Below are 26,601 nucleotides of genomic sequence, written 5' to 3'. Positions count from 1 at the left end.
GGCCCGCCCGTTTCCGTGTAGGCGTCACACATCGACTCCGTCTTCGGTCACATGGGGCACAAGCTCCCGAAACGCCCGCACCATCCGGAGGAGAAACACCGTGAGCGACATCGTTCTCGAGCCCGCCGCCCAGTCCTTCGCCGACGCCACGGCGAAACCGCCCCGGCTTCACGAACTGGGAGTTGACGGCGCCCGCACACTGCTCGACGACGTGCAGGCGCAACCCGTCGAGAAGCTCGCCGTCGACGAGAAGTGGACGACCGTTCCCGCCGAGGTCGGCGACGTGAGGGTGCGCGTGGTCCGGCCGGCCGGTAGCACGGGCGTCCTGCCCGTGATCCTCTACGTGCACGGAGGCGGTTGGATCCTGGGCAACGCCGGCACCCACGACCGTCTGGTGCGTGAGCTGGCCGTGGGCGCGGACGCGGCCCTGGTGTTCGTGGAGTACGACCGCTCCCCGGAGGCGAAGTACCCCGTCGCCATCGAACAGGCCTACGCCACCGCCCGGTGGGTCGTGAGCGAGGGTGCCGAGGAGGGCCTGGACGGCAGCCGCATGGTCGTGGCCGGTGACTCGGTCGGCGGCAACATGGCCGCGGCCCTCGCGCACATGGCCAAGCAGCGCGGTGACGTGACGTTCCTGCACCAGTCGCTGTACTACCCGGTCACGGACGCGGCCCAGGACACCGAGAGCTACCGGATCTTCGCCGACGGCCCGCACCTGACGGCGAAGGCCATGGAGTGGTTCTGGGACGCCTACACCACCGATCCCGCCGAGCGCGCGCACATCACGGCCTCCCCCCTGCGCGCGACGCTGGAGGACCTGCGGGGACTGCCGCCGGCGCTGGTGATCGTCGACGAGTACGACGTGCTGCGCGACGAGGGGGAGGCGTACGCCCGCAAACTCGTACAGGCCGGCGTGCCGACCACGAGCGTCCGCTACAACGCGACCCTGCACGACTTCATGATGCTGAACCCGGTGCGCGGGACCCGGGCCTCGAGTGCGGCTGTGGAGCAGGCCGTCCACGTGCTGCGCCAGGCACTGGGGACCGACTGACGCGCCGGGACCCGGCAAGCGCACGGCCTACGAGGACCGGGGTGCGTTCCACGCGCCCCGGACCGACGGCCTTGGGGGAGGGGAGGAGTGGGCGAACGGGATGGCCCCGCGTGTACGGAGCCCCCACAGGTTCGATTCTGTGATGCGTTCCTCACGGCGCGGCCCCCCGACTTCTCCGGGTTCGCCTCCTGGCCGGCCAACGCGCAACTCGGGACGCCGAGCATGTGGAGCCGGAAAGCCGGTCCGAGTGCCCAGCGGAACGGACTCGACCGCGCGCACTTCCTGCCGGCCGGGACCGTGGAGGACCGCGGCCTGCCCGCCGACCGGCTGGCCCTCGACCTGTCCGACGTGTTCGGCGTGCAGGGCGCGCTGCTCGTTCTCGGCTACGACCCCGGGGCCCAGGACGGGGCCGACGGGCCACGTACCCAGGGCGCGGTCCGTGCGTTCCAGAACGACAACGGCCTCGACCCGAACGGCTCCTGCCAGGACCCGGCAGCCCTGGCCGAACTGAGCGCGCGGCTGTCCGCTGCGGGCTTCACGGTGCTCGGGGTCTGACCGGCGCGCCGCCCTGTCCGGACCCCGTCCCACCGCGTGACCCCGAATCGACACCATCCTCTATAGTGTGAACAGTGTTCCCGCACGGCAGGACGATCCCGTGGGGCGGTGCGGGAACATGTGTTGCCGTACCTGTGTCCAGCGCCCAGCAGGTACGGTGCCCCGGTCGCCGGCCCGCTCCCCCGTGGGGCGGCGACCGGGGCTTCTTTCGTTGCGCCCCGGCCCGCCCCTGCCTGCCCGCCCTTGCCGTCCCGGCCGACTCCGAGCCGGTGGACGCGTGGTGCACCTGAGCCGTTCCCGGACGCCATCCTCGGTCCGAAGAGCAGGTCGCAGCGCTGCCGTTTCGGTGCGTGTACGGCAGGTCCTTCGAAGCGGCGGGTCGACTCGCGCCCTCGGCTCTCCCCGTCCGGCCGCTCCGGACACGGCCGCCGGCAGTCCCGCCACCCGGTCCGGATCGGGCGAGTACCTCGACGGCTGACGCCTCGGTACTGACGCTCGTTCTCCCGAGCCACACGGTGGCACACAAACATTGTGAGAAAGCGCTTACCAAACTTTCGATTGCCATGTAGGTTTCTTCTGCCCAGCCACCAGACGTATGTCTCCCACCCCACGCCTGCGCGCGATCGGAGCCACACAGTGATCGATCAACCGACTGTCCTTCTCAGTGCCGACGCCTCGTCGATCCGTGTGCTGCTCGGTGAGTCACCTCTGGCCACCTACCACCTGGGAGTGTCGGGGCCCCGCCCCTACCTGACCGACCTCGTCGGCCCGCGCGACCGCCGGCTCACCAGACGCCATCCGGCCGGGGAGAACGCCGACCACCCGCACCACCGAGGCGTCTGGACCGGCCACCGCGATGTCGACGGCACGGACTTCTGGACCGAGTTCGCAGGGCACGGCCGCATCGCGCACCGCTCGCTCGACGAACTGACCGAGAGGCCCGGCGAGGCCCGGGTACGCCACACCCTGGACTGGCTGGACGCAACCGGTGCGCCCCGCCTGACCGAGCGCAGGACACTGTGCTTCCACAGCCCGTTGCCGGACGGGTCCCGGCTCATCGACGTGAGCACCACGCTCGCGCCGGTGGACGGACCGCTCCGGCTGGGCGACACCAAGGAAGCCGGAATGGTGGCGCTGCGCGTCGCTCCGCCGATGGAGGAGGCGCGGGGCGGGCGCATCGAGAACGCCGAGGGGGCCGTCGGAGAAGCCCGGTGCTGGGGCCGGCCCGCGGCGTGGTGCGACTACTCCGGTTCGGTCGACGGCGAGGTCGTCGGCGTCGCGGTGCTCGATCACCCGGACAATCCCCGCCACCCCACACCGTGGCACGTGCGCGACTACGGCCTGCTCGCCGCCAACCCCTTCGGCCACAAGGACTTCTTCCCCGGTCAGGACGGCGACGGCAGCCTTCTCCTCGACCCCGACGCACCGGTGACCTTCCAGTACCGGCTCGTGCTGCACACCGGTGACGCGGCCGCGGGACACGTCGCGGACCGCTTCGTCGACTACGCCGCCGAGCGGAGCGTGTGACGGATGCGCTTCGCCCTCTGCAACGAACTCCTCGACGACCGGCCACTCGACGACGCCTTCCGTTTCATCGCCGAAACCGGGTACGAAGCGGTGGAGCTGGCGCCCTACACCATCGCCGAGAGCGACGGAACGGTGACACCGGAGCGGGCCGCGGAGGCCGCGCGTCTCGCGGCCCGCTACGGTCTCGACTTCACCGGACTGCACTGGCTGCTGGCCGGCACCCGGGATCTGCACGTCGGCGCCGCCGACCCCGAACGGCGCCGGCGGACCCTGGACCACCTGACACACCTGACGCGCCTGTGCGCCGATCTCGGCGGCCGTGTCCTGGTCTTCGGATCGCCCGGACAGCGCTCCACACCGCCCGGCACGCCCCCCGAGGAAAACCTCGCCCGTGCCGTCGACACCTTCGCCACCTGGGGTCGGACCGCCGCGGCACTGGGCGTGACCGTATGCCTCGAAGCACTGCCCGTCGCGGAGACCGACATGCTCAACACGACCCAGGAGGTCGTCGACGTCGTCCGCGCCATCGACTCGCCCGCCGTGCGGATGGTGCTCGACGTGAAGAGCATGAGCGACGAGCGGGTGCCGATCCCACGGCTCGTCGAACTCGCCGCACCGCACCTGGCCTACTTCCAGGCGAACGACGCCAACCGGGGCGGCCCGGGCTTCGGCACCACCGACTTCGTGCCCGTGTTCCAGGCGCTCGCCGCCGTCGGATACGACGGGGACATGTCGGTCGAGGCGTTCGACGCCACCCCCGGTGCCGAGACCGTGGCCCGCCGGAGCCTGACCTACCTGCGCGACTGCGCGGTGCGCGCCGCACGTGGCGACGCCACCCCCGACGAAGGAGCAGCACGATGAGCACCGCCCGCCGACTGGTGTCCCACCGACCCGGCCACATGGAACTGGAGCGCCACGACATCCCGGATGAGCCGCCGCCGGGCGGCATCCTGGTGAAGGCGGACGTGACACTGATCAGTCCCGGCACGGAGGTGGCCAACTACCTCGGCCGCACCGCGCAGCGCACGCTCACCAGCACCGAGCCCTACCACCCCGGTTACTCGTTCGCCGGCGTCGTGCAGGCCGTCGGCGAGGGAGTGGACGCCTTCCGTCCCGGCGACCGGATCTGCGGGCCGCTCCCGCACGCGTCACGGGCCGTCGAGGACCGTCCGGAACGTCTCGCCCGCATGACGACGATCCCCGAGGGCGTCACCTCGCGCCAGGCGGCCATGACCCAGCTCGCCTGCATCACGCTGAACGCCGTCCGACCGGCCGCCATCCAGCTCGGGGACCGGGTGGCGGTGGTCGGCGCCGGACTCGTCGGCCTGCTGGCGGCGCGGTTCGCCCGCCTCGACGGCGCTCACCGCCTGGCCGTGGTGGAATTGCTGGCGCCCCGGCGCGAGGCCGCCCGCACGACCGGTGCGGACCTCGTGGCCGACCCGGCGGACCCGGGCACGGACCAGCGGTTGCACGCGTTCGCGCCGGGTGGGTTCGACGTGGTGGTCGAAGCGACCGGCGCGCCCTCCGCCTTCGTGCCGGCGCTCGAACTCGCCGCCCGCGGCGGCAGGGTCGTCCTGCTGGGCAGCACCCGTGGACGGGTGGAGAACTTCGACCCGTACTCGGCACTGCACCTCAAGGGCCTGCACGTGATCGGTGCCCACGTCTCCACCGCACCGAAGAACGCGACCGTTCACGACAGGTGGACGGAGGCGGCCAACCGCCGGGTGATCCTCGAACTCATCCGCGACGGGGTCCTCGAAGTCGACTCGCTGATCACGGACGTCGTGCCACCGGACCAGGGCGGTGAGGCCTTCCGCGCCCTGGCCGAGGAACCGGCCGCCCACCTCGGCGTGGTCATCGACTGGTCGGCCTGACACAGGCGGCCGCACGCCGGTCCGACCTACGCCCCCCACGCGTCCCCGCCCCGGCGCCCGGCAGGGCTGCCGGGCGTGGACCGCACCCCCAGCACCTTCCCCACCCCACTTCCACCAGGCTTTCCCTGCCTTCAGGAGCGATTCGCATGAAAACCAGACCCCTCATCGCGGCGGGACTCCTCCTCTCGCTGGCCGTCGGCTGCACGACCGGCGCCCCACCCGACGACGCGGCCGCCGACACCGGGGTCGCCGACGAGATCACCGTGTGGACGGTGGAGGACGTGCAGGACCGGATCACGGCCACCGAGAAGATCATCGCCGGGTTCACCGAGAAGAGCGGCATCAAGGTCAAGCTCGTCGCCATCTCGGAGGCCCAGTTCGACAAGGTCGTCACGACCTCCGCCGCCGGCGGCACCCTGCCCGACGTGGTGGCCGCCCTCAGCCCCGCCGGCGTGCAGTCCATGGCGGTCAGCGGCCTGCTGGACACCAAGGCCACCGGCGAGGTCGTCGACAGCCTCGGCCGTGACACCTTCTCCCCGGCCGCGCTGGAACTCACCCGCGACGGCGAGGAGCAGACAGCCGTCCCCAGCGACGCCTGGACACAGCTCCTCTTCTACCGCAAGGATCTCTTCGCCGCAGCCGGTCTGGAGGCACCGGACACGTACGAGAAGATCGAGGCGGCCGCCAAGAAGCTGACCGAGGGCGGCACTTCGGGCATCGCGCTCTCGACGAAGGCGGGCGACCCCTTCACCCACCAGTCCTTCGAGCACCTCGCGCTGGGCAACGGCTGCGAGATGGTCGACGGCAAGGGCACCGTGACACTGGACAGCGTGGCCTGCGAGGAGTCCTTCGCCTTCTACGGCGACCTCGCCCGCTCGTACTCGGCCGACGGCAACCAGGACGTGGACACCACCCGGGCCAACTACTTCTCCGGCAAGGCCGCCATGGTGATCTGGTCCACCTTCCTGCTGGACGAACTGGCCGGACTGCGCGACGACGCGCTCCCCACCTGCCCCGAATGCAAGGACGACCCCGGGTTCCTGGCGAAGAACACCGGCGTCGTCGGTCCGGTCAGCGGCCCCTCCGGCAAGCCCGCGCAGTACGGCCGGGTCACCTCCTGGGCGCTCACCAAGGCGGGCAACGCCGCCGCCTCGAAGCAGTTCGTCGAGTACATGATGGACGAGGCCTACACCGACTGGCTCGCCGTCGCGCCCGAGGGCAAGGTGCCGGTGCGCAAGGGCACCGCAGGCGACCCCCAGAAGTTCGTGAAGGCGTGGGGCGGACTCGAAGCGGGCGTGGACCGCAAGGCCCCGCTCACCGACTTCTATCCCGCCGACGTCATCGAGACCCTGATCACGGGCCCCGACGAGGTCGCCCCCTGGGGCTTCAGCCAGGGGCAGGGCGCGCTGGTCGGAGCCACCAACGGCCGGCTCCCCGTCGCCGAGGCCGTCAACGACATGGTCAACGGGACGGCACCGAAGAAGGCGGCTGAGCAGGCCGACGCCGCGGTGACCGAGATCGCCGAGTCGCTGAAGTGAGGACACCGAGGAGACAGCGCACCACGGCGCCCCGTGGCAGGACGCTGAGCCAACGCGACGCGAGAACCGGCCTCGCACTGATCACCCCCACACTCGTCGTGGTCGTGCTGGTCGTGCTGATCCCCCTGGCGTGGACACTCTCGCTGGCCTTCCAGCCCATCACGCTGCTGAACATCAGCTACGCCGGGTTCTTCGGCACGTTCACCCTGGACAACTTCCGCGCGGTCCTCACGTCCCCGGGGTTCTACTCGGCGCTGTGGACCACCCTGCTCTACACCTTCGGATCGACCGCCGGCTCCATCGTGGTCGGCATGGTCGCCGCCCTCGTGGTGCGGCGGAAGTTCCGCGGCCGGTCCCTGGTACGGGCACTGATGCTGCTGCCGTACGTCGCTCCGGTCGTCGCCGTCACCTTCGTCTGGTCGGTGATGCTCAATCCCCAGTTCGGCATCGTCAACGAGTGGGGCACCCGGTACCTGGGGTGGGACACCCCGGTCGCCTTCCTGTCCCAGCCGTCGACCGCCCTGCTCACCGTCATCGCCTTCGAGATCTGGCGCTACTACCCCTTCGCGTTCCTCTTCATGATGGCCAGGCTCCAGGCCGTGCCCGACTCGATCGAGGAAGCGGCACGCGTCGACGGCGCCACCCCGCTCCAGGTGTTCTGGCACATCATCCTGCCGCAGCTGCTGCCCACCATGGGTGTGCTCTTCGCCCTGCGTTTCGTCTTCACCTTCAACAAGTTCGACGACGTGTTCCTGCTCACCGGCGGCGGCGCCGGTACCGAAGTGGTCAGCGTCAGGGTCTTCGACTTCCTCACCGCGCACAAGGACGTCGGAGCCGCCTCGGCCCAGGCCGCGGTGCTCGCCCTGGTCCTGGCCGGCTACCTGGTCTTCCAGTGGTGGATCGGCCGACGAAAGGGAGGGTCGGAACTGTGACGACCACCGTCAGGGAGAACTCCGCCCGGACCGCGGCCGGCCCGGCGCCGGCCGGTCCGCCCCGCAGACCGTGGACGCGTGAGCGCGTCGAGACCGAAGTGCTGCGGGTACTCCGGTGGGTGGCCATGGGCTGCTTCGTCCTCGCCTCCGCACTGCCCTTCTACTACATGCTGCTTCTCTCGGTGCGCAGCATCGACGAAGTCCTGCTCAACCCCGCCTCGTTGTGGGTCGACCTGCGCACCGTGTCACTGGACGCGTACGAGCGCGTCCTCAGCTCCACCGAGGCCGGCGGCCAGGGGTTCCTCGCGCTGATCGGCAACAGCCTGGTCGTCGCCGGCCTGACCGTCGTCGTCACCCTCCTCGCGTCCATACCGGGCGCCTACGCCATCAGCCGGATCGCGTTCAAGGGGCGGCGGCAGGTGAGCGCGCTCTTCCTGGCCGTCTACCTCTTCCCGTCCGTCATCGTGGCGGTGCCCCTGTTCGTCATCTTCACCCGCCTCGGCCTGCGGGGATCGCTCGTCGGACTGGCCATCGTCTACGTGGCGCACACGGCGCCGGTCGCCATCTACATGCTGCGCGGCTACTTCGCGACCATCCCGGTCAGCCTGGAGGAGGCGGCCCTGGTCGACGGCTGCACCCGCCTCCAGGTCATCCGCCGCATCAGCCTGCCGCTGGCGAAGCCCTCGGTGATGGCGACCGCCCTGTACGTCTTCATGATCGCCTGGAACGAGTTCCTGTTCGCCCTGCTGTTCCTGGTGGAAAGACGCGACCAGTGGACCGTCTCGCTGGGGCTGTCCCAGCTCTCGGGGAGCATCGAGGTCCCGACGACGGTGCTGATGGCCGGCTCGGTGGTGCTGACCGTGCCCATCGTCGTGCTGTTCTTCACCGGTGAGCGACTCCTGGTGGAGGGCCTCACCTCGGGCGCGGAGAAGGGATGAGGAAGGAGCGCCCACTCCCACCGGACAGCGCGGGCCGCCTCCTCCAGCTGTTCCGTCAGGGGCGGGTGTCGACCCGCCGCGAACTCGGTGACGCCACCGGCCTGTCGCGTACCACCGTGACCGCCCGGGTCGACCAGCTGATCGGCGCCGGCTACTTACGGGAGGGCGGCACCGCGTCCTCCTCCGGTGGGCGCCCGCCGACACTCCTGGCCTTCGACGACCGGACGCCGACGGTGCTCGCCGCCGATCTGGGCGCCTCCCGGGGGCGCGTGGCGGTCACCGACGCGGGCGGCCGGATCCTCGCGGAGGACGTCCTGGAAAGCCGGATCGACGTCGGTCCGCGACGCGCGCTGTCGAGCGCCTGCGACGCCTTCGAAGGGCTGTTGGAGCGGGCGGCCCGCAGCACCGACAGCGTGTGCGGTATCGGCATCGGCGTGCCGGGGCCGGTCGACTTCCGCGCGGGTCGCGTGGTCCGGCCACCGGTCATGCCGGGCTGGCACGGCTTCGACGTCCGCGGCTTCGTGCGACGGCGGTTCGACGTCCCGGTCCTGCTGGACAACGACGCCAACATGATGGCGATGGGGGAGTACGAGCAGGCCGACCCCGACACCTCCTCGCTGATCTTCGTGAAGGTCGGCACCGGGGTCGGATCCGGCATCGTCGTCGGCGGCCGGCTGCTGCGCGGAGTGGACGGCGCGGAGGGCGACCTCGGTCACGTGCGCGTCCCCGGCATCACCCACCTCTGCGCCTGCGGAGCCGTGGGCTGCCTGGCGGCCGGGGCCGGCGGTTCCGCGATCTGCCGGGACCTCCGCGCCCTCGGCATCGACGCCGGCTCCGGCAGGGACGTCGTACGGCTGGTCCGCGACGGCGACCGGCGGGCACGCGCGGCCGTCCAGGCGGCGGGAGCGCTGCTCGGGGAAGTCCTGGCGACGGTGGTGAGCCTGGTCAATCCGCGGACCCTCGTCTTCGGAGGCGACATCGCCGACACGGGCGAACACTTCCTGCGCAGCGTGCACGAGGCGCTGCTGCGACGGACCCAGCCGCTGGCCACGCGAGGGCTGACACTGGCCACCAGCGAACTCGGCGATCGCGTCGGGATCGCGGGCGCGACGGCGACCGTGCGGGAGCAGGTCTTCGGCGCCGAGGCGGTCGACCAGCGCCTGTCCGCGCGGTGCCCCGGGCGTCCTGTGGGCCGAGGGCCCCGCCGGCCGACAGGACGCCACAACCACCACACACCCGACCCGACAACGATGCAGGAGACCCACATGTGCACGGTCGACACCGAGCAGACCGACGCGTCCTTCCCCGCGTTGCCGGGAGGAATCGGCGTCTCACGGCTCCGCGTGTACGACGTCGAGGACGCGCACGGCGAGGCGGGCGGCACCCCGCACGTCCACCTCGCCTGCGCCGAGGGGTACTACGTACTGTCCGGCTCCGGCGCCGTGCAGACCCTGGGCGTGGCGAGCGGGTTCGCCACGACGCCCCTGCGGCCGGGCGCCCTCGTCTGGTTCGACCCGGGAACGATCCACCGGCTGGTCAACGGCGGTGGACTGGAGATCCTCGTCATCATGTCCAACTCGGGACTGCCCGAGGCCGGGGACGCCGTGCTCACTCTGCCGCCGCACCTCCTCGTCGACCGTGAGACCTACCTGGAGGCGGCCGCGCTCACCGGCGAGGGAGAAGCCCGGACGGCCTCCGCCGTCCACCGCCGTGATCTGGCCCTGGAGGGCTTCGCGGCACTGCGCGCCGCGTACGACGAGGAAGGGCCGGGCGCGCTGGAGGCCTTCCACCGCGCGGCCGTCCGCATCGTCCGTCCCCTCGTACCGCACTGGCGCGGCACGTGGGAGCAGGGGGCCCGGCGACTCGCCGACCGGACCGGAGCGGCACTGGAGGCGCTGTCGGCAGGGACCGCGCCGCACCTCCGGTCCGCCGCGGTGCGTCACCTGTCCGCACCGTCGGAGTTCGGCAGACACGGCATGTGCGGTCGCCTCGACACGTACGACGGCGTGCGGCACGAAAGGCCTCTGCCTCCCGCCGTGCAGACCCGGGAAGGCTGAGGCCGTGCTCGTGGGCCGAGGGCCGGCCCACGAGCGCGGCGACGACCACCGTCTCGTCCTGGCCCCTGCCGCTCAGTCAGCCAGAACATGGGGGTCACCACGATGGCCAGGATCAAGCTGACGCCCGCACCGGCGGCCCGGAGACCGATCCGGGCAGGAGTGTCGCGGACGACGGCACTCGCCGCGGCTGCCTGTCCAGTGTCGCCGGCAACGCGTCAGGGCCGCGCGCCGAAGGCGCGACGGTAGACGGCGGGGGAGACGCCGAGGCCGGCCCTCATGTGCGCCCGCAGGGAGTTGGCGGAGCCGAAACCGGCCCGGTGGGCGACCAGGTCGATGGACAGGTCCGTGGTCTCCAGCAGTTGCCTGGCCAGTTCCAGGCGTTGAGCGGTGAGCCACTGCACGGGGGTCATGCCGACCTCGTCACGGAACCGGCGGGTGAAGGAGCGCAGGCTCATCCGGGCGTGCTCGGCGAGCTGGGCCAGGGACAACGGTTCGTCGAGGTGCTCCAGGGCCCAGGCCCGGGTGGCCGTGGTGCCGGCGACGGTGGGGTCGGGGATGGGCCGGTCGACGTACTGCGCCTGCCCGCCGTCCCGCCAGGGCGGTACGACGCACATGCGCGCGGCCCGGTTGGCGGTGGCCGCTCCGTGATCGCGGCGGATCAGGTGCAGGCAGAGGTCGACGCCCGCGGCCACTCCCGCGGAGGTCAGCACGTCACCGTCGTCGACGAAGAGGACCTCCTCGTCGACCTTGACCTTGGGATACGCCCGACGGAACTCGGGAGTCAGGTTCCAGTGCGTGGTGGCGGGACGGCCGTCGAGGAGGCCGGCCGCGGCGAGGACGTACGAGCCGGAGCAGATGGACACCAGCCGGGTGCCGGGCCGGATTCCGGCGATGGCCTCGGTGACCTCGGGCGGCAGCGGGCCGCCACGGCCCAGCTCGGGCATGGCGTGGGTGGGCGGGACGATGACGGTGTCCGCCTCGGCCAGTGCCTCCGGTCCGGCCGCGGGCTGCACCATGAAGCCCGCGTCGCTGAGGACGGGGGCCGCGTCGGCGGTGCAGACGACCACCTCGTACAGAGGGCGGCCCTCGGAGTCCAGCGCACTGCCGAAGACGCGGGAGGGGATGCCCAGCTCGAAGGGCGGTACGCCGGGCAGCGCGAGCACCGCGATCCGGTGCCGCCGACCGGCTCGCGCCGTCCGGCTCCGGTCCGTCCCCGCCGTGACCTGCCGCGCAGTGCTCATGGCCAGATCCTGTCACATAGTGGCCCTAGGGCCAACACCGCGGGCCGCCGGGAAGGCCGATCGTGGAGGGCGTCGCCGGGTCTCCGGCGGCGCGTACCCGATGGAGACGAAGGACGAGGCCGGGAACATGCGTGCAGTGGTCGTGGAACAGTGGGGCGGACCGCAGGAGCTCAGCGAGCGCGAGATCGAACGCCCGGAGCCCGGGTTGGGTGAGGTCCTGGTGCGGGTGCGCGCGGCCGGGGTGAATCCGGTGGACTGGAAGACCCGGGCCACGGGCTCCCTCATCGAGTGGGGCACCCTGCCGGCGGTCGGCTGGGACGTGTCCGGCACGGTCGAGGCCGTCGGTCCCGGCGTGGGCGTCTTCCGTCCCGGGGACGAGGTGTTCGGAATGCCGCTGTTCCCGCGTCAGGCCGGCGGATACGCCGAGTACGTGGTGGCGCCGGCCCGGCACCTGGCGCGCAAGCCGGCCGGACTGACCCACGTGGAGGCGGCGGCGTTGCCGCTCGCCGCGCTGACCGCCTGGCAGGCCCTCGTGGACACCGCCGACGTCCGACCGGGGGAGCGCGTGCTGGTGCACGCCGCGGCCGGAGGCGTCGGGCACCTCGCGGTGCAGATCGCCAAGACGCGCGGTGCCCACGTCATCGGGACGGCCAGTGCGGCCAAGCACGCCTTGGTACGGGAACTCGGGGCGGACGAGGTGATCGACTACCGTTCGGTGCGGTTCGAGGACGTGGTCTCCGACGTGGACGTCGTGCTGGACGGCCTGGGTGGCCGTACGACCGAGCGGTCCCTGCGGGTGTTGCGCGAGGGGGGCCGGCTGATCACGTTGCCGGGGCCCGACGACGTCCCCGCCGCCCCGGAGGGGGTACGGGCGATGTGGATGCTGGTCGAGCCGGACCACCACGGTCTGCGGGAGATCGCCGCGCTCGTGGAGCGAGGCAGTCTGAAGCCGGTCGTCGAGACGGTCCTGCCGCTGGCCCAGGCCGCGAAGGCACACGAGATCGGTGAGCAGGGCCGCACCACCGGCAAGATCGTCCTGACGGTGGACTGACCGCTGAGCTCCGGCGAGGCGCGGCCGGGCTCGGGACGGCGGCGGGGACGGCGTGACCGGCGTTCGCCCGTCTGCCGGCCTCCCGGGCCACGGCGGAGATCCGGTCCGCCCGTCAGCGGATCGGGATGCCGGTCAACGGGCCGCACATGTAGTTGCCCGGTTCGGTCGGGTCGTCGCTGATCCAGAACTGGACCCACAGCTCCGCGAACTCGGAGCGGTTGAGGCAGCCGTCGGCATCCCGGTCGAGGACCTCGAAGGCCGTCCCCACCGCGACCTCGCGGCCGTGCCACACGTCGATCAGTCGTCGGTGCTCACCGCGTGAGATGCGGCCGTCGCCGTCCCCGTCCACCGCGTCGAAGACGGTGTCGGCCGTGGCGGTGACGGCTTCGCGCATGCCACCGAGCCGGTCGACCATGGCCAGGAGGTCGTCCATGTCGATCCGGCCGTCCCGGTCCGTGTCGACGGCCGCCGCCAGCTGCTGCCACCAGCCCAGCATCACGCTCCGCACCCGGTCGGCCAGCTCGGCCTCCGCCGTGACGCGGGGCAGACGGCCCCAACGGGCTGCCAGAGCGTGGAAGTCCTCCTCCTGCAGGTACCCGTCGCCGTTCGCGTCGAAGGCGTCGAACATCGCGCGGAGCTTGACGCGCTGGAACTCACTGGCCATACGAGCCTCCTCGTTGCCGGAAGTGAGGAGAGGCTGTCCCAGCGCGTCGGCTGCCTAACAGCGCTCGCGCGCACTCCCCGGAGGCTCGGTAACACCGTGCGCCGGTTCCACGCTCCGTGCGCCGGTGCTCCGACAGGCGCGATCATGGACCGCTGCCGCCCCTGCCCGGCCGCACCGGCTGAAGTATCCTTCCCGCCACCGCACACCGAGTCAGAGGATCAAGGGCATTGACTGGCCTGTCTGCTTTCCCGCTGCCGTTCCACGCCTCCCGCTCCATAGCGTTCGCGACGCCCCGCACACTGCGGGAACTCCAGATGATGCGTTGCAGCTCGCTCATCAGGGAGAAACCGGGGTGGTGCGAGAAGATGCACGATGCCGACATCGTCGGCAGATGGTCGCGAGAGGCGATCGCCCAGGGCCTCACCGAAGCCCAGGTGCGTTTCGTGCTCGACGAACTCTCCCACTACGCCTCGCTGCGGGACGCGCGGACCGGTGCCGAGGTGTCCGCCGTCGACGGGGTGTGGCAGTCGGACACCCAGGTCGACGAAGAGCTCAGGGGCCGGCTGCGCGAGGCGGTTCGCGTCCTGGAGCAGGTACCCGAAGCCGAACGGGACTGGCATCCCGGATCCGGCGGCCAGGTGCTCGACCTGGTGCACCCCTCACTGTTCTGCCTGGTGAGAGGGGTGAGCGGCGAGCCCGAGAAGGCCTGGCAGAACCCGACGAACCGTTACTCGAAGTACGAGTTCTCGGAGAGGTTCCAGTGGCTGCCCACGGACGTCGACGTCAGTGACGACGGTGACGTGGTCTTCCGGTCGTACGTCAACAACGTCCACCCCGAGACGCATCGCGCCCTGTCCTCCGTCCTGCCGGACCTGTTCGCACGCATGCTCCCGCTGCTGGAGAACGTGCTCACCGACCTGCGCCATCCGCGCCCCCTGCGGATCGAGGCAGATCCCTACGGGTGGTACGACTCCGAGCCGGAACACCCCGACCGGGCCGCCTACAGCGATGCCGAGGCCTACGCCGAAGCCCTGCGCGCATGGGAAGTGGCCCAGGACGACTGGTGGGAGAACCGCCGCCCGGTCCTTCCGGACGCTCCGGCCTTCACCCCGCCCGAGTCGCCCGACGAGGACGCCCGGGTCTCCCTGCGCGGTCGCCGTCTCCAGGTCATCGTCAAACTCGCCACCGTTCACCTCACCCCGGACAGGCCCGAGTACGCCGGCGGTTCCTGGCACGTCGAGGGGATGCTGAACGAGCGGATCGTCTCGACCGGCATCTACTACTGGGACAGCGAGAACATCACCGAGAGCCGGCTCGGTTTCCGCTCCGCACTGGACGACCCGGACTACGAACAGAACGACGACAACGGCCTGCGCGAGGTCTACGGCCTGGAGGACGAGGACGCGCTGAACCAGGTGCTGGGATCGGTGCCGACCCCGGCCGGCCGCTGCCTGGCCTTCCCGAACGTCCTGCAACACCGCGTCGGCCCGTTCGGCCTCGCGGACCCGACCCGGCCGGGACATCGCAAGATTCTCGCGTTCTTCCTGGTCGACCCGTCGGAAACGATCGTCTCGACGTCCGACGTGCCGCCGCAGCAGCCGTGGGCCGACACCTCGACCATGACGCTCGACCAGGCCAGGGAGTACCGCGAGCAACTGATGCAGGAACGCAGGTTCTTCGTCGACGAACACAACGAGCAGCTCTACGAGCGGGAGTTCTCCCTCTGCGAGCACTGAGGGCGGCCCGGCACGGCCACGCTTCCCCCCCGCCCGGTTCGCGCTCTGATCGCCGCGTCGGCAGGATAGGGGCATGACCGAGATCCGCACCCCTCGCCTCGTCCTCCGCCGCTGGCTGGACGACGACCTCGTCCCGTTGTCCGAGATCCACGCCGACCCGGTGGTGATGCGGCACCTCGACGACGGCAGGCCGCGCTCGGTGGAGCAGACCGCCGAGGACATCGAGGGCTGGGAGGAGGAGTGGGACGAGGAGGGGTTCGGGGTCTTCGCGGTCGAACTCCTGGGCTCCGGTGAACTGGCGGGTGCCGTCGGCCTGTCCGTGGCCGACGCGCCCGCCGAGGCAGCCGGTCAGGTCGCGATCACCTGGCGGCTGGGGAGGGTCTTCTGGGGACAGGGCTACGCCTCCGAAGCGGCGCACGCCGCCTTGGAGTTCGCCCTGCAGGACCGCGGACTCGACCGGGTGGTCGCCGTACTGAGGACGGAGGACAGCGCATCCACGGCCGTGGCCGACAAGCTCGGCATGCGGCCCGAGGGCTCCGCACCGCACCCGGTCCACGGCCACGAGGTGCGGATCTACGGTATCGACCTGACGCAGTACCAGGTGTAGCGGCGGGGCGCCGTGGGCCCCGGGCCCGGCGCCCCTCGGGACGACTACGCCCCTGATCCGGCGCTCTGGTTCCTGTGCGCGTGGAAGGCTTCCACGCGCCGTGCCTTTTTCTGACGGTTTCCGCATGTGTTCATGTCGCACCATTGACGGGTGCGGCTCTGGCTGGTGTCGAAGAAGGCGGCTCTGCACGTCGGCGACGCACACAGGACGCGGCCGGGCCGGCGTTCCACGTGGTGGTCCGCCGGGCCGGCGTTCCACGTGGTGGTCCCGTCGCTGCCGGGCGTCGGCCACAGCGACAAGCCGGCCACCACCGGGTGGGGGATCGAGAAGATCGCGGCCGCCCGGGTGGAACCGATGGGAAGGCTCGGCTACCGCAGGTTCGCGGCCCACGGCGGTGACTGGGGAGGTGTGATCACCATGGTCCTCGGCGGCAGGTTCCCGGCGCAGGTCCTCGGCATCCACACCACGCTCGGGCAGGCGCCGCCCGGGCTGACGACGGACGCGCTGACGGCGGCAGAACACGCCTGGGCCGAGGACACCCGCGCCTTCTGGCTCCACCGGGCGGCGTACGCGAAACAGCAGGCCACCCGGCCGCAGGCCATCGGCTACTCGCTCGTCGACTCACCGGTCGGACTCCTCGCCCGGATCCTCGACAAGTCGCCGAGTGGACGGACACCGAGGACAGCCCGTTCGAGACGGAGCCCGGAGCCACCGCAGGGGGGCCCGCCCTCGTCGCGGGCCCCGCCGGCACCGCCCCTTCGCTCACGCGGGGGCGGCCCCCGTCCGGTCGAGGACGCGTTCGAGGCGTACGACGATGCCCTTCGACGTGGGCTGGTTGCTGATGTCGGCGACGCTGTCCAGCGGCACCAGGACGTTCGTCTCGGGGTAGTAGGCGGCGGCCGAGCCCTTGGCGGCCGGGTAGGGCACGACCTGGAAGTTCTCGGCCCGGCGCTCGACGCCGTCCCTCCAGACACTCACGAGGTCCACGCGGTCGCCCTGGGAGAGCCCGAGTTCGGACAGGTCGGCCGGATTGACGAGCACGACGCGGCGACTGCCGTGAATGCCGCGGTAGCGGTCGTTGTCGGAGTACGGGACGGTGTTCCACTGGTCGTGCGAGCGCAGCGTCTGCAGCAGCAGGTGGCCCTCGGGTGCCCGGGGGACCACCCGCTCGTTGCACGTGAACAGGGCCTTGCCGACCCCGTTGTTGAAGACGCCCTCGTTGACCGGGTTGGGCAGTTGGAAGCCCCCCGGGCGGGCCACCCGCGCGTTGAAGTCGTGGAAGCCCGGCACGACGCGGGAGATGCGGTCGCGGATCGTGCCGTAGTCGCCCTCGAACTCGTCCCAGGGGAGGTCCGCCTTGCCGTCCAGGGTCCGCCGGGCGAGCCGGCACAGGATGGCGACCTCGCTGAGCAGCATCCGGGAGGCCGGTTCGAGGCGCCCCTGCGAGGTGTGCACCTCGCTCATCGAGTTCTCCACGGTGACGAACTGCTCGCCGTCGGCCTGGACGTCCCGCTCGGTGCGCCCCAGGGTCGGTAGGATCAGCGCGGTGTCACCGCAGACCGTGTGCGAGCGGTTGAGCTTGGTGGAGATGTGGGCGGTCAGCCGGCACGAGCGCATCGCCTCCTCGGTGACCTCGCTGTCGGGAGCGGCGCGGACGAAGTTGCCCGCCAGGGCGAGGAAGACCTTGACGCGGCCCTCGCGCATCGCCTTGATCGAGTCCACCGAGTCCAGGCCGTGCGGGCGCGGCGGGTCGAAGCCGAACTCGTCCCGCAGGGCGTCGAGGAAGGCGTCCGGCATCTGCTCCCAGATGCCCATGGTGCGGTCGCCCTGGACGTTGCTGTGGCCGCGCACCGGGCAGGCGCCGGTCCCGGCGCGCCCCAGATTGCCGCGCAGCATCAGGAAGTTGACGATCTCCCGGATGGTGGGCACGCCGTGCTTGTGCTGGGTGATGCCCATCGCCCAGCAGACCACGACCCGTTCGCTCCGCAGGACCTCGTCGCGGACCTTCTCGATCTCCTCGCGGGTCAGCCCGGTCGCCGCGCGCACGTCGTCCCAGTCGACGGTGCGGGCGTGCCGGGCGAACTCCTCGAAGCCGGAGGTGTGGGCGTCGATGAAGTCGTGGTCCAGGACGGTGCCGGGCCGGGCGTCCTCGGCCTCCAGCAGCAGGCGGTTCAGGGCCTGGAAGAGGGCGAGGTCACCGCCGGGCTTGATGTGCAGGAAGCGGTCCGCGATCTGGGTTCCGCGCCCGAGCACCCCGCTCGGCTTCTGCGGGTTCTTGAAGCGTCGCAGACCGGCTTCCGGCAACGGGTTGACCGCCACGATCCGGGCTCCGCCCCGCTTGGCCTCCTCCAGGGCGGTGAGCTGGCGCGGGTGGTTGGTCCCCGGGTTCTGCCCGACCAGGAAGATCAGGTCGGCGTGGTGGAGGTCGTCGAGGCTGACGGTCCCCTTGCCGGTCCCCAGGGTCTCGCTCAGGGCGAAGCCGCTGGACTCGTGGCACATGTTGCTGCAGTCGGGCAGGTTGTTGGTGCCGAAGGCGCGGGCGAACAGCTGCAGGACGAACGCGGCCTCGTTGCTGGCGCGGCCGGAGGTGTAGAAGACGGCCTCGTCGGGGGAGGACAGCGCCCGGAGTTCGCGGGCGAGGACACCCAGGGCGTCGTCCCAGCCGATGGGCTCGTAGTGCTCGGCACCCGGCCGCTTGATCATCGGCTCGGTGAGCCGCCCCTGCCGGTTGAGCCACATGTCGGAGCGGGCGGCGAGGTCGGAGACGCTGTGCTCACGGAAGAAGTCGGCGGTGACCCGGTGCGTCGTGGCCTCGTCGTTGATGTGCTTGGCGCCGTTCTCGCAGTACTCGTTGCGATGGCGCCGCCCCGGGGCCGGGTCCGCCCAGGCGCAGCCGGGGCAGTCGACCCCGCCCACCTGGTTCATCGTCAGCAGGTCCACCCCCGTCTTGCGCGGGGAGGTCTGCTCCAGGGAGTACTCCAGCGCGTGCACGACCGCGGGGACTCCGGCCGCCCACTTCTTGGGCGGTGTCACGGAGAGGGCCTTCTCCGGCTCCTCGCCGGGCGGGTTCTGCATCGGTTCGCCTTTCTCGTGCCGTGTCCGCTCTCGTGCCGTGTCCGCCACGCCGGTCAGCCGACGGGCCACTGGGCCACGCGGCTCCTGGGCGGTTCCGGTTGATCGTGCTGTACGCGGCCGTTGCGGATGGTCCCGCGCCAGGCCCCTCCCGCCTGCCCCAGCCCCTCGATGAACTGCTTGAACTTCCCGAGTTCGCCGCGTACCAGCCGGGCGGTCAGGCCGGTGGCCGCGGAGGAACGGGTGAGGATCCTCGCGGCTCCCCGGGGTTCCAGCAGCACGCGGACGGTGAGCGCGGTGCCGCCGGAACCCGTCGGCCTGAACTCGACCTCACCCTGGTGGGAAGGGTGCTGCTCCAGACCGCGCCAGGCCAGGTAGGCGTCGGGGTCCTGCTCCACGATCTCGATCGCGAAGCGGTGGCGCAGGGGTCCGTAGCCGAGGGTCCAGGCGGTCACGGTGGGCCTGATCTGCTCGACTCCCCGCACCACGTCGGAGAAGCGCGGGAAGGTCTTGAACTGCGTCCACTGGTCGTACGCCGTCCGCACCGGCACCGCGATCCGCACCGTCTCCTCGACGTGCCGCTCCCGCAGCGGACGGCGACGCGTGACACCGTCGGTGCGCGTCCCCGGTGTGTTCGGCACGACCTGCCGTGCGTCGTCGGCATGCGCCATCGTGATCCACCTTCCGGTGTCTGCGGAGCCGGACGACCGGGCTGCCGGCCTCCTCCGTGCGTCAGGGCTGCTCCTACGGTTCCCCCATCGCGCCCATCGAGTCACTCCGGTGCGCCAAGGCACCCACCCGGCCCCGGCCCCCGGCCGCCGCAGGGGCCCGCGATCCGCCCCGCCCCGGAGGGGGAGTCCGCCCGCGCGGTCGTGCTGCCGCACCGGAAGCCGGTGGTCGCCCTGGACGCCGACAATCCGGGCTGTGGATGCTGCACTGCCAGCCCCGGTTCCAGGTGCAGGGACCACCCCCGGCAGCCGGCTCAGTCGCTCGCGGCGCTCCCGCCGGTTCCGGTCGGGCGGCGGTCCGCGATGGCGTCGACGATGGCCGCCACCCCCGCGCGGTCGGTGGGCCGGGGGTCGACGGAGTTGTGGATCGAGAAGCCCTCGACCAGCGCGTCCAGGGCGCGCGCCGTCAGGGGGTCGAAGTGCCGGGCCAGGGACTCCCTGCTGGCCCGCATCCAGGACCGCATGACCTCACGCACCTCGGGATGGCGCGAGGCGAAGGCGTAGAGCTCGTAACTCAGCAGCAGGTTGCGGTCGGTTCCCCAGACCTTGCCGCTGATGATCTCCACCACCGCCTCCCGCGCCTCCTCGGGTGTCCGGGCCGCGTCCAGCAGAGCCCCGTAGCGCGAGGACACGGACTCCGCGAGACGGGTGAAAGCCGAGGTGAGCAGGGACTGCATGTCGTCGAAGTAGTAGGTGAGCGAGCCCAGCGGCACTCCCGCCGTCTCGGCGATCCTGCGATAGGTCACCTTGATGGCGCCGTGCTCGGCGATGACGTCGAGCGCGGCGTCCAGGATCCGCTCGCGCCGCCGGGGGTCGTTGGGTCCGCGGGTGTTCCCTGCCATGCCCCTGGCCCGCCCTTCAATGCCGTCTTCCACCGGCACCATCGTAGTGTGTACGTTTGTACATACCTGGACCGAGGCCCGTGCCCGCGCTTCCCTCCTCCATGACCCAGCGGAGCTCTCTCTTGACAGAACGCACTGTGGACCGACGCCGTACGGCCCTGTTCCTGTTCTTCTTCCTGCCCGGCATCGCGATGTCGTCCTGGATCACGCGTACACCGGACATCCGCGACCAGTTGGAGGTGTCCACCGCGCAGATGGGGCTGGTCCTCTTCGGTCTCTCCGTCGGCTCCATGAGCGGGCTGCTGTGCTCCGGCCGCCTCGTGTCGAGGTTCGGCACCAGACCGGTCATCGGGTTCGGTGCCCTCCTGATACCCGTGAGCATGCTGGTCATCGGCGCCGGTGCCACCGTGCCGTCCCCACCCCTGGTCGCCGTGGGACTGTGCGTCTTCGGCATCGGCATGGGGGCGGGGGAGGTGGCGCTGAACGTGGACGGTGCCGACGTGGAGCGCACGGCCGGCAAGGCGGTCCTGCCCCTGCTGCACGGCGGTTTCAGCCTCGGCACGGTCGTCGGAGGCCTGCTGGGCATGGCCGCCACCGCCGTGGCGTTCCCCGTCCACTGGCACCTGGTCGCCGCCGCACTGGTCGCGACCGCCGTCCTCCCCTACGCGTTGGCCGGTGTCCCCTCCGGGGTCGGCCGGCGCGGTGCGCGGCAGACCCCCGAGGCGGAGCGCGGTTCGGCGCCCCCGCTGTGGCGGGACCGCAGACTCCTGCTGATCGGGGCCATCATCCTGGCCATGGCTCTCGCCGAGGGCGCCGCCAACGACTGGCTGCCGCTGCTCATGGTCGACGGCCACGGGCTGGACGCCACGGTCGGCTCGCTCGTCTACGTGGGCTTCGCCGCGGCGATGACCGTGGGACGCTTCAGCGGAGAGTTCTTCCTGGAACGGTTCGGCCGCGGCGCCGTGATGCGCGCCAGCGCCGTCTCGGGCGCCCTGGGCCTGGTCCTGGTCATCTTCTCCGACAACGTCGTCGTGGCGTCGGCCGCCGTCCTGTTCTGGGGGCTGGGCGCGTCCCTGGGCTTCCCCGTGGCGATGTCGGCGGCGGGTGACTCGGGCCCCGACCCGACCGCCCGGGTCAGCCTGGTGGCCACCATCGGGTACACGGCCTTCCTGGTGGGACCGCCCGGCCTCGGGTTCCTCGGGGACCACTACGGGCTGCGCCCGGCGATGACGCTGGTGCTGGCCTTCGTCGTCGTGGCCGCCTTCCTGGCGCCCGCCGCCGACGCGCGCGGCCGCGGTTCCACGGCCGTCCACGAGGAGGCGCCCCGGTCCGAGGACTCGGACGCGTCCCCGGCCCCGCTGCCCTGAGCCCTGCGGCCACGGCGGGCGCGCGGCGGCCCGGCCGGCCCCTCACTCGGGCTCGCCGCCCGGAGCCAGAAGTGCGGCACCTCGCGCTCGGGGTGTCGTCGGCCGGGTATGCGGGGCGATACGGGGTACAACAGTTGCTGGCTCCTGCTGCCAGGAGCTGGAACACGCACACAGGGCTGTTCCCGGGTAGAACGAAGGATCGACAGCATGGCCAGCGGCACCGTCAAGTGGTTCAACTCCGAGAAGGGCTTCGGCTTCATCGAGCAGGATGGTGGAGGCCCGGACGTCTTCGCCCACTACTCCGAGATCGCGGGCAACGGCTACCGCGAGCTGACCGAGGGCGAGCACGTCACCTTCGAGATCGGACAGGGCCAGAAGGGCCCTCAGGCGCAGAACATCGTACGGGGCTGACCGTACGGCGGTGGCCCCGGCTTCGGCCCCGGGGCCACCGCCCGCTTCACGGGGCCGTGCGGTTCCCGAGGGTGCCCGAGACCGGGGCACCCCACCCACCCACACTCGCCGCGCCGCTGCCGGACCTGGACGTGCGGCCGGTGCGGGTGCCCGGATCAGGCCGCAGCAGGCGCCAGCAGATCGGCGGGGATACCGCCCATGTCAGGGGCGTAGAAGTTCCTGATCTCGGCCTCCCAGAGGTCCACCCGGACCCGGTCCTCCGCATCGGGCTCGAAGGCTTCGAAGAGCGCATGGATGTTCGGCAGGTCGAAGCCGACCCCTCGCAGCATCCCGGTGAACACCGGTCGGCTGACCATCCCGCTCCCGTCCACGTCGCCGAAGTGCGCGAAGCCGGACGCGAACGCGTCGATCGCTCCGCTGAAGCGCTCCGGCGACAGGACACACGCCTGGTACTCGTCGTAGGTGATCCGGCCGTCGTGATTCGCGTCGAGTTCGCTGACCAGCGTGTTCCAGTAGCGCGTGAACCCGGCGCGCATGGCCTGCTTCCGGGACTCGTCGGCATCGGGGACGGCTGCCGCGACCCGGCTGCTCATCAGCTCGAAATCGTCGGATTCCAGGACACCGTTCCCGTCGGCGTCGAACAGGGTGAACACGAGCTTGACCCGGTTGATCGCTTCCTCGCGCATGGGCTCTTGCCTTTCCTCGGATTCGGGGCGGGACGGCCGTGCAGGACAGCCGCTCCGTATCTGTGCGCGACGGCCCGGCGGTGCGCCTGCGGCGAATGAGGCGGGCACGTGTGCCGGGGCGGCAGCCGTGCCCGCCCGGCCCGTCGTACCGCCGTCGCGCTGTCACTATGCGGGCTGCGGATCCAAGGGCCCCGGGGAAGGCGTTCTCTTCAGCAGAACGAATGAACATGGCTCCCTCGCCGCATGAAACGCGCGCTCGGGCGAGAGCCGATTCGGACCGGCGCGCACGGCGCACTGGACAGGCCGGCCGTGCCCCGTTCCCTTTCCGCGCGCTCTACCAGCGGTCAAGGGCGGCGGAAATGATGAGCACACCGCACGTGAACCAGGTGATCCGCACCCCTGTGCCCCGGCCAGGCGGACATGCGGTGGAAGGAGCTCATGGTGTTGCTTCTCATCTCCCCGGACGGTGTCGAGGAGGCCCTCGACTGTGCGAAGGCGGCGGAACACCTCGACATCGTCGATGTCAAGAAGCCCGACGAAGGCTCGCTCGGCGCCAACTTCCCCTGGGTCATCCGGGAGATCCGCGACGCGGTCCCGGCGGACAAGCCCGTGTCCGCCACGGTGGGAGACGTCCCGTACAAGCCGGGCACGGTGGCTCAGGCGGCGCTCGGCGCGGTCGTCTCCGGCGCCACGTACATCAAGGTCGGCCTCTTCGGGTGCACGACGCCCCAGCAGGGCATCGAGGTCATGCGTGCGGTCGTCCGCGCGGTGAAGGACCACCGCCCCGAAGCGCTCGTCGTCGCCTCCGGCTACGCCGACGCCCACCGCATCGGCTGCGTCAACCCACTGGCCCTGCCCGACATCGCCGCCCGTTCCGGTGCCGACGCGGCCATGCTGGACACCGCCGTCAAGGACGGGACACGCCTGTTCGACCATGTTCCTCCGGACGTCTGTGCCGAGTTCGTCCGGCTGTCCCACGCATCCGGTCTGCTCGCCGCCCTCGCGGGCAGTGTCGGACCGAGAGACCTGGGCCCGCTGACACGCATCGGTACGGACATCGTGGGCGTACGCGGGGCGGTCTGCGAGGGCGGGGACCGCAACGCCGGGAGGATCCGGCCGCATCTGGTGGCCGCCTTCCGGGCGGAGATGGACCAGCAGTTCCGGAAGCACGCTGCCGGCGTTCCCGCCGCGGACTGACCACCGCATGCCGACCACGGTCACAGACCGGTGTCCCGGACGCCCGACAGCGCGGATCACCGTCGTCGACCCGGCCACCGAGGAGACCTTCGACGACGTCCCCGACCAGCAGCCGGACGAGTTGGACGCGGTGGTCGACCGGGCACACCGGGCCTGGCAAGGCTGGCGGGCCGATCCCGCCGCCCGCACCGCCGCGTTGCACAGGGCCGCCGACGCCGTGGAAACGGCCGGCGGCGAGCTGGCCCGGTTGCTCACTCGCGAGCAGGGCAAACCCCTGACCGAGTCCCACGCGGAGATCGCCCGCACGGCCGCCCGCCTGCGCTACTTCGCGGACCTGGCCCCCAGGACGCGGCGCATCACCGACGGACGGCCCGTGCACAGCGAGATCCGCTGGCGCTCGCTCGGACCCGTCGCGGCGATCGTGCCGTGGAACTTCCCCGTCCAGCTCGCGGCGGCGAAGTTCGCGCCCGCGCTCGCTGCGGGCAACACCGTGGTCCTCAAGCCCTCCCCGTTCACCCCGGTGGCCACCCGGCTGCTCGGCTCCGTCCTCGCCGCGGTCCTGCCCGAGGACGTCCTGACCGTCGTCACCGGTCGCGAACCCCTCGGCGCCCGCCTCGCCTCACACCCGCGCATCCGGCACGTCACCTTCACCGGCTCGGTGCCCACCGGACGTGCCGTCGCCCGGGCGGCGGCGGCCTCGCTCGCCCGGGTCACCCTGGAACTGGGCGGCAACGACGCCGCCGTGCTGTTGGACGACGTCGAGGTGGACCGGATCGCGGACCGGCTCTTCTGGGCCGCGTTCCGCAACTGCGGGCAGGTCTGCATGGCCGTCAAACGCGTCTACGCCCCGGCCCGGCTGCACGCCGAGCTCGTCGAAGCCCTCGCCCATCGCGCGAGGACGGTCACCGTCGGGGCCGGCCTCGACCCGGCGACCCGGCTGGGCCCGGTCAACAACGCCCCTCAGCTGGCCAGGGTCGAACGGGTCACGGAGCAGGCACGAGCGGCCGGTGCCCGGGCGGCGGCCGGCGGCCACCGCCTGGACGGCCCGGGTTACTTCTTCGCTCCCACGATCCTCACCGACGTACCACCCGGCAGCCCGGTGGTGACCGAGGAACAGTTCGGACCGGTCCTGCCGGTGCTGCCGTACCGGAGCCTCGACGAAGCCGTCGACGCCGCCAACGGCACCGGCTTCGGACTCGGCGGATCGGTCTGGGGCACCGACCTGGACCGGGCCGAGGCGGTGGCCGACCGACTCGAATGCGGCACGGCCTGGGTCAACCACCACGCCGAACTGTCCCTCGCCCAGCCCTTCGCGGGCGCCGGGCACAGCGGTGTCGGCGTTGCGGGCGGTCCGTGGGGGCTGTACGGCAACCTCCGGCCGTTCGTCGTCCACCGCCCGCGGGAGGAACAGGGATGAGGTTCCAGGCGGCCGTACTGCGCTCGTACGAGGCCCCTTTCACCGTCGAGGAGATGGTCCTGCGCGCGGAACCAGCCGTCGGCGAGGTGCTGGTCGAGATCGCCGGCTGCGGAATGTGCCGGACCGATCTCGCGGTCCGGCGGTCGGCCGGCCGCAGCCCGCTGCCGGCGGTGCTCGGCCATGAGGGCTCCGGGGTGGTGGTGCGCACGGGCGGCGGTCCCGACGCCGCGATCGGCGTCGGCGACCACGTCGTGCTGAGCTTCGACTCCTGCGGCACCTGCCGCAACTGCCGCAGTGCGGCTCCCGCCTACTGCGACTCCTTCGCCTCCCTCAACCTCTTCGGCGGGCGCAGCGAGGACCCGCCGCGCCTCACCGACGCGGCCGGAGTGGCCATGGCCCCCCGCTGGTTCGGCCAGTCCTCGTTCGCCGCCTACGCACTGGTCCCGGCCCGCAACGCCGTCCGCGTCGACCCCGCACTGCCCCTCGAACTGCTCGGTCCGCTCGGCTGCGGCTTCCTCACGGGCGCCGGAGCCGTCCTCAACAGCTTCGGCGCCGGCCCCGGCGACACCCTCGCGGTCTTCGGCGCGGGAGCGGTGGGCCTGGCCGCGGTGATGGCGGCCACCGCCACCGGCACGCTGACCGTCGCCGTCGACAGGCACCCCGAACGCCTGGCCCTGGCCGAACGGTTCGGCGCGATCCCGCTGCCCGCCGCGACGACCGGACTGCCCGACCGGATCCGGCGGCTGACCGACGGGGGAGCGCAGTACGCGCTGGACACCACGGCCTCGCCCCCGCTCGTCAACGACGCGCTGCGCGCTCTTCGCCCCACGGGCACTCTCGGCCTGGTGGCACGGCTCCCCACCACCCTGCCGCTCGCACGGGGAACGCTGGACCGAGGCCGCGGCATCCGCCACATCTGCGAAGGCGACGCCGTGCCCGGCGTACTGATACCCCGGCTGACCGGACTGTGGCAGGCCGGTCTCTTCCCCTTCGACCAACTGATCCGCACCTACCCGCTGGCCGACATCAACGAGGCCGAGAGCGACTGCGAAGCGGGCCGCGTGGTGAAACCCGTCCTGCTCCCGGAGGAAGGAAGTCGATGACAGAGAC

Annotated in this window: 23 protein-coding genes and 2 pseudogenes; 18 read left to right on the top strand and 7 right to left on the bottom strand. The window is 71.6% G+C overall.

Annotated features, from left to right (window positions below; all coding sequences use genetic code 11):
* Nucleotides 1-100: 100 nt before the first annotated feature.
* The 9 genes from ACGF5T_RS17550 to ACGF5T_RS17510 all read left to right on the top strand — a co-directional run bounded on the left by ACGF5T_RS17550 (nucleotide 101) and on the right by ACGF5T_RS17510 (nucleotide 10,472).
* A complete protein-coding gene (locus tag ACGF5T_RS17550; protein WP_356611595.1) occupies nucleotides 101-1,051 on the top strand; it encodes an alpha/beta hydrolase in 951 nt (316 codons plus the stop codon).
* 222 nt (nucleotides 1,052-1,273) lie between these two features.
* Nucleotides 1,274-1,606, top strand: a complete 333-nt coding sequence (locus ACGF5T_RS17545; protein WP_366767081.1) for a peptidoglycan-binding domain-containing protein — start codon at nucleotides 1,274-1,276, stop codon at nucleotides 1,604-1,606.
* A 636-nt stretch (nucleotides 1,607-2,242) separates the two neighbouring features.
* Nucleotides 2,243-3,133 (top strand): PmoA family protein, encoded by an 891-nt coding sequence (locus ACGF5T_RS17540; protein WP_366767080.1) that lies wholly within the window; start codon nucleotides 2,243-2,245, stop codon nucleotides 3,131-3,133.
* A gap of 3 nt (nucleotides 3,134-3,136) precedes the next feature.
* The gene (locus tag ACGF5T_RS17535; protein ID WP_366767079.1) at nucleotides 3,137-3,994 is read left to right on the top strand and encodes a sugar phosphate isomerase/epimerase; all 858 of its coding nucleotides are present in this window, start codon (nucleotides 3,137-3,139) and stop codon (nucleotides 3,992-3,994) included.
* Nucleotides 3,991-5,007, top strand: coding sequence for a zinc-binding alcohol dehydrogenase (locus ACGF5T_RS17530; protein ID WP_366767078.1), 1,017 nt, complete (start codon nucleotides 3,991-3,993; stop codon nucleotides 5,005-5,007). Before ACGF5T_RS17535 ends, ACGF5T_RS17530 begins: the two co-directional genes overlap by 4 nt.
* 146 nt (nucleotides 5,008-5,153) lie before the next feature.
* Complete coding sequence (locus ACGF5T_RS17525; protein ID WP_366767077.1) at nucleotides 5,154-6,545, top strand: extracellular solute-binding protein; 1,392 nt, start codon at nucleotides 5,154-5,156, stop codon at nucleotides 6,543-6,545.
* Nucleotides 6,542-7,477 carry a sugar ABC transporter permease gene (locus tag ACGF5T_RS17520; protein WP_366767076.1) on the top strand — a complete coding sequence of 312 codons (936 nt, stop codon included), beginning with the start codon at nucleotides 6,542-6,544 and terminating at the stop codon, nucleotides 7,475-7,477. Before ACGF5T_RS17525 ends, ACGF5T_RS17520 begins: the two co-directional genes overlap by 4 nt.
* A 125-nt stretch (nucleotides 7,478-7,602) precedes the next feature.
* Nucleotides 7,603-8,415 carry a carbohydrate ABC transporter permease gene (locus ACGF5T_RS17515; RefSeq protein WP_356611652.1) on the top strand — a complete coding sequence of 271 codons (813 nt, stop codon included), beginning with the start codon at nucleotides 7,603-7,605 and terminating at the stop codon, nucleotides 8,413-8,415.
* The gene (locus ACGF5T_RS17510; protein WP_366767075.1) at nucleotides 8,412-10,472 is read left to right on the top strand and encodes an ROK family protein; all 2,061 of its coding nucleotides are present in this window, start codon (nucleotides 8,412-8,414) and stop codon (nucleotides 10,470-10,472) included. The genes ACGF5T_RS17515 and ACGF5T_RS17510 overlap by 4 nt, the downstream gene beginning before the upstream one ends.
* Nucleotides 10,473-10,687: 215 nt before the next feature.
* Here the strand turns inward: ACGF5T_RS17510 and ACGF5T_RS17505 are convergent, their stop codons facing one another.
* Entirely contained in the window at nucleotides 10,688-11,713 is a 1,026-nt protein-coding gene (locus ACGF5T_RS17505) for a helix-turn-helix domain-containing protein (RefSeq protein WP_366767074.1), read from the bottom strand.
* Between the two features lie 127 nt (nucleotides 11,714-11,840).
* Here ACGF5T_RS17505 and ACGF5T_RS17500 point away from each other — a divergent pair, with 127 nt between their 5' ends.
* The gene (locus tag ACGF5T_RS17500; RefSeq protein WP_366767073.1) at nucleotides 11,841-12,764 is read left to right on the top strand and encodes an NADP-dependent oxidoreductase; all 924 of its coding nucleotides are present in this window, start codon (nucleotides 11,841-11,843) and stop codon (nucleotides 12,762-12,764) included.
* 112 nt (nucleotides 12,765-12,876) lie between these two features.
* Here the strand turns inward: ACGF5T_RS17500 and ACGF5T_RS17495 are convergent, their stop codons facing one another.
* Nucleotides 12,877-13,428, bottom strand: coding sequence for an EF-hand domain-containing protein (locus ACGF5T_RS17495; RefSeq protein WP_366767072.1), 552 nt, complete (start codon nucleotides 13,426-13,428; stop codon nucleotides 12,877-12,879).
* Nucleotides 13,429-13,655: 227 nt separating this feature from the next.
* On the opposite strand from ACGF5T_RS17495, the gene ACGF5T_RS17490 reads away from it, so the two are divergent.
* Complete coding sequence (locus ACGF5T_RS17490; RefSeq protein ID WP_366767071.1) at nucleotides 13,656-15,164, top strand: DUF4246 domain-containing protein; 1,509 nt, start codon at nucleotides 13,656-13,658, stop codon at nucleotides 15,162-15,164.
* A 73-nt stretch (nucleotides 15,165-15,237) separates the two neighbouring features.
* Entirely contained in the window at nucleotides 15,238-15,771 is a 534-nt protein-coding gene (locus ACGF5T_RS17485) for a GNAT family N-acetyltransferase (protein ID WP_356611622.1), read from the top strand.
* A gap of 44 nt (nucleotides 15,772-15,815) precedes the next feature.
* Here the strand turns inward: ACGF5T_RS17485 and ACGF5T_RS17480 are convergent.
* Nucleotides 15,816-15,998: pseudogene (locus ACGF5T_RS17480) on the bottom strand (CGNR zinc finger domain-containing protein); the annotation flags it as partial.
* 19 nt (nucleotides 15,999-16,017) lie between these two features.
* Between ACGF5T_RS17480 and ACGF5T_RS17475 the strand changes: the two are divergent.
* A pseudogene (locus ACGF5T_RS17475) lies at nucleotides 16,018-16,469 on the top strand (alpha/beta fold hydrolase); the annotation flags it as partial.
* A gap of 64 nt (nucleotides 16,470-16,533) precedes the next feature.
* On the opposite strand, the gene ACGF5T_RS17470 reads toward ACGF5T_RS17475, so the two are convergent.
* The 3 genes from ACGF5T_RS17470 to ACGF5T_RS17460 all read right to left on the bottom strand — a co-directional run bounded on the left by ACGF5T_RS17470 (nucleotide 16,534) and on the right by ACGF5T_RS17460 (nucleotide 20,413).
* Nucleotides 16,534-18,846, bottom strand: coding sequence for an FdhF/YdeP family oxidoreductase (locus ACGF5T_RS17470; RefSeq protein WP_361013324.1), 2,313 nt, complete (start codon nucleotides 18,844-18,846; stop codon nucleotides 16,534-16,536).
* Between the two features lie 53 nt (nucleotides 18,847-18,899).
* A complete protein-coding gene (locus tag ACGF5T_RS17465) occupies nucleotides 18,900-19,514 on the bottom strand; it encodes an SRPBCC family protein (RefSeq protein ID WP_356611626.1) in 615 nt (204 codons plus the stop codon).
* Nucleotides 19,515-19,825: 311 nt separating this feature from the next.
* A complete protein-coding gene (locus ACGF5T_RS17460) occupies nucleotides 19,826-20,413 on the bottom strand; it encodes a TetR family transcriptional regulator (protein ID WP_366767070.1) in 588 nt (195 codons plus the stop codon).
* 101 nt (nucleotides 20,414-20,514) lie between these two features.
* On the opposite strand from ACGF5T_RS17460, the gene ACGF5T_RS17455 reads away from it, so the two are divergent.
* Both ACGF5T_RS17455 and ACGF5T_RS17450 read left to right on the top strand, forming a co-directional pair.
* Nucleotides 20,515-21,780 (top strand): MFS transporter, encoded by a 1,266-nt coding sequence (locus tag ACGF5T_RS17455; RefSeq protein WP_392888303.1) that lies wholly within the window; start codon nucleotides 20,515-20,517, stop codon nucleotides 21,778-21,780.
* A gap of 207 nt (nucleotides 21,781-21,987) precedes the next feature.
* Complete coding sequence (locus tag ACGF5T_RS17450) at nucleotides 21,988-22,191, top strand: cold-shock protein (protein ID WP_356611630.1); 204 nt, start codon at nucleotides 21,988-21,990, stop codon at nucleotides 22,189-22,191.
* A gap of 155 nt (nucleotides 22,192-22,346) precedes the next feature.
* Here the strand turns inward: ACGF5T_RS17450 and ACGF5T_RS17445 are convergent, their stop codons facing one another.
* Entirely contained in the window at nucleotides 22,347-22,877 is a 531-nt protein-coding gene (locus ACGF5T_RS17445; protein WP_366767069.1) for an EF-hand domain-containing protein, read from the bottom strand.
* A 441-nt stretch (nucleotides 22,878-23,318) separates the two neighbouring features.
* Here ACGF5T_RS17445 and ACGF5T_RS17440 point away from each other — a divergent pair, with 441 nt between their 5' ends.
* Genes ACGF5T_RS17440 through ACGF5T_RS17430 form a run of 3 tightly spaced genes read left to right on the top strand, consistent with a single transcriptional unit; the run spans nucleotide 23,319 to nucleotide 26,594 of the window.
* Nucleotides 23,319-24,074, top strand: a complete 756-nt coding sequence (locus tag ACGF5T_RS17440) for a (5-formylfuran-3-yl)methyl phosphate synthase (RefSeq protein ID WP_356611655.1) — start codon at nucleotides 23,319-23,321, stop codon at nucleotides 24,072-24,074.
* 7 nt (nucleotides 24,075-24,081) lie between these two features.
* Nucleotides 24,082-25,491, top strand: coding sequence for an aldehyde dehydrogenase family protein (locus tag ACGF5T_RS17435; protein ID WP_366767068.1), 1,410 nt, complete (start codon nucleotides 24,082-24,084; stop codon nucleotides 25,489-25,491).
* Entirely contained in the window at nucleotides 25,488-26,594 is a 1,107-nt protein-coding gene (locus tag ACGF5T_RS17430; protein ID WP_366767067.1) for an NAD(P)-dependent alcohol dehydrogenase, read from the top strand. The genes ACGF5T_RS17435 and ACGF5T_RS17430 overlap by 4 nt, the downstream gene beginning before the upstream one ends.
* The last annotated feature ends 7 nt before the right edge of the window (nucleotides 26,595-26,601 follow it).

Origin of the sequence: Streptomyces sp. NPDC047853, assembly GCF_043204535.1 — a bacterium.
In the GTDB taxonomy this organism is placed as follows: Bacteria; Actinomycetota; Actinomycetes; order Streptomycetales; family Streptomycetaceae; genus Streptomyces.
Note: the sequence above shows the minus strand (reverse complement) of the source record. Positions and strands in the feature narration are given on the sequence as shown.

What these genes read in the sequence shown, in the direction of transcription:
- ACGF5T_RS17470 (WP_361013324.1), bottom strand. Translation starts at nt 18,846, where the DNA reads ATGCAGAACCCGCCCGGCGAGGAGCCGGAGAAGGCCCTCTCCGTGACA.
- ACGF5T_RS17530 (WP_366767078.1), top strand. Translation starts at nt 3,991, where the DNA reads ATGAGCACCGCCCGCCGACTGGTGTCCCACCGACCCGGCCACATGGAA.
- ACGF5T_RS17465 (WP_356611626.1), bottom strand. Translation starts at nt 19,514, where the DNA reads ATGGCGCATGCCGACGACGCACGGCAGGTCGTGCCGAACACACCGGGG.
- ACGF5T_RS17450 (WP_356611630.1), top strand. Translation starts at nt 21,988, where the DNA reads ATGGCCAGCGGCACCGTCAAGTGGTTCAACTCCGAGAAGGGCTTCGGC.
- ACGF5T_RS17460 (WP_366767070.1), bottom strand. Translation starts at nt 20,413, where the DNA reads ATGGCAGGGAACACCCGCGGACCCAACGACCCCCGGCGGCGCGAGCGG.
- ACGF5T_RS17445 (WP_366767069.1), bottom strand. Translation starts at nt 22,877, where the DNA reads ATGCGCGAGGAAGCGATCAACCGGGTCAAGCTCGTGTTCACCCTGTTC.
- ACGF5T_RS17535 (WP_366767079.1), top strand. Translation starts at nt 3,137, where the DNA reads ATGCGCTTCGCCCTCTGCAACGAACTCCTCGACGACCGGCCACTCGAC.
- ACGF5T_RS17430 (WP_366767067.1), top strand. Translation starts at nt 25,488, where the DNA reads ATGAGGTTCCAGGCGGCCGTACTGCGCTCGTACGAGGCCCCTTTCACC.
- ACGF5T_RS17510 (WP_366767075.1), top strand. Translation starts at nt 8,412, where the DNA reads ATGAGGAAGGAGCGCCCACTCCCACCGGACAGCGCGGGCCGCCTCCTC.
- ACGF5T_RS17495 (WP_366767072.1), bottom strand. Translation starts at nt 13,428, where the DNA reads ATGGCCAGTGAGTTCCAGCGCGTCAAGCTCCGCGCGATGTTCGACGCC.
- ACGF5T_RS17435 (WP_366767068.1), top strand. Translation starts at nt 24,082, where the DNA reads ATGCCGACCACGGTCACAGACCGGTGTCCCGGACGCCCGACAGCGCGG.
- ACGF5T_RS17515 (WP_356611652.1), top strand. Translation starts at nt 7,603, where the DNA reads ATGGGCTGCTTCGTCCTCGCCTCCGCACTGCCCTTCTACTACATGCTG.
- ACGF5T_RS17500 (WP_366767073.1), top strand. Translation starts at nt 11,841, where the DNA reads ATGCGTGCAGTGGTCGTGGAACAGTGGGGCGGACCGCAGGAGCTCAGC.
- ACGF5T_RS17455 (WP_392888303.1), top strand. Translation starts at nt 20,515, where the DNA reads ATGACCCAGCGGAGCTCTCTCTTGACAGAACGCACTGTGGACCGACGC.
- ACGF5T_RS17545 (WP_366767081.1), top strand. Translation starts at nt 1,274, where the DNA reads ATGTGGAGCCGGAAAGCCGGTCCGAGTGCCCAGCGGAACGGACTCGAC.
- ACGF5T_RS17525 (WP_366767077.1), top strand. Translation starts at nt 5,154, where the DNA reads ATGAAAACCAGACCCCTCATCGCGGCGGGACTCCTCCTCTCGCTGGCC.
- ACGF5T_RS17485 (WP_356611622.1), top strand. Translation starts at nt 15,238, where the DNA reads ATGACCGAGATCCGCACCCCTCGCCTCGTCCTCCGCCGCTGGCTGGAC.
- ACGF5T_RS17505 (WP_366767074.1), bottom strand. Translation starts at nt 11,713, where the DNA reads ATGAGCACTGCGCGGCAGGTCACGGCGGGGACGGACCGGAGCCGGACG.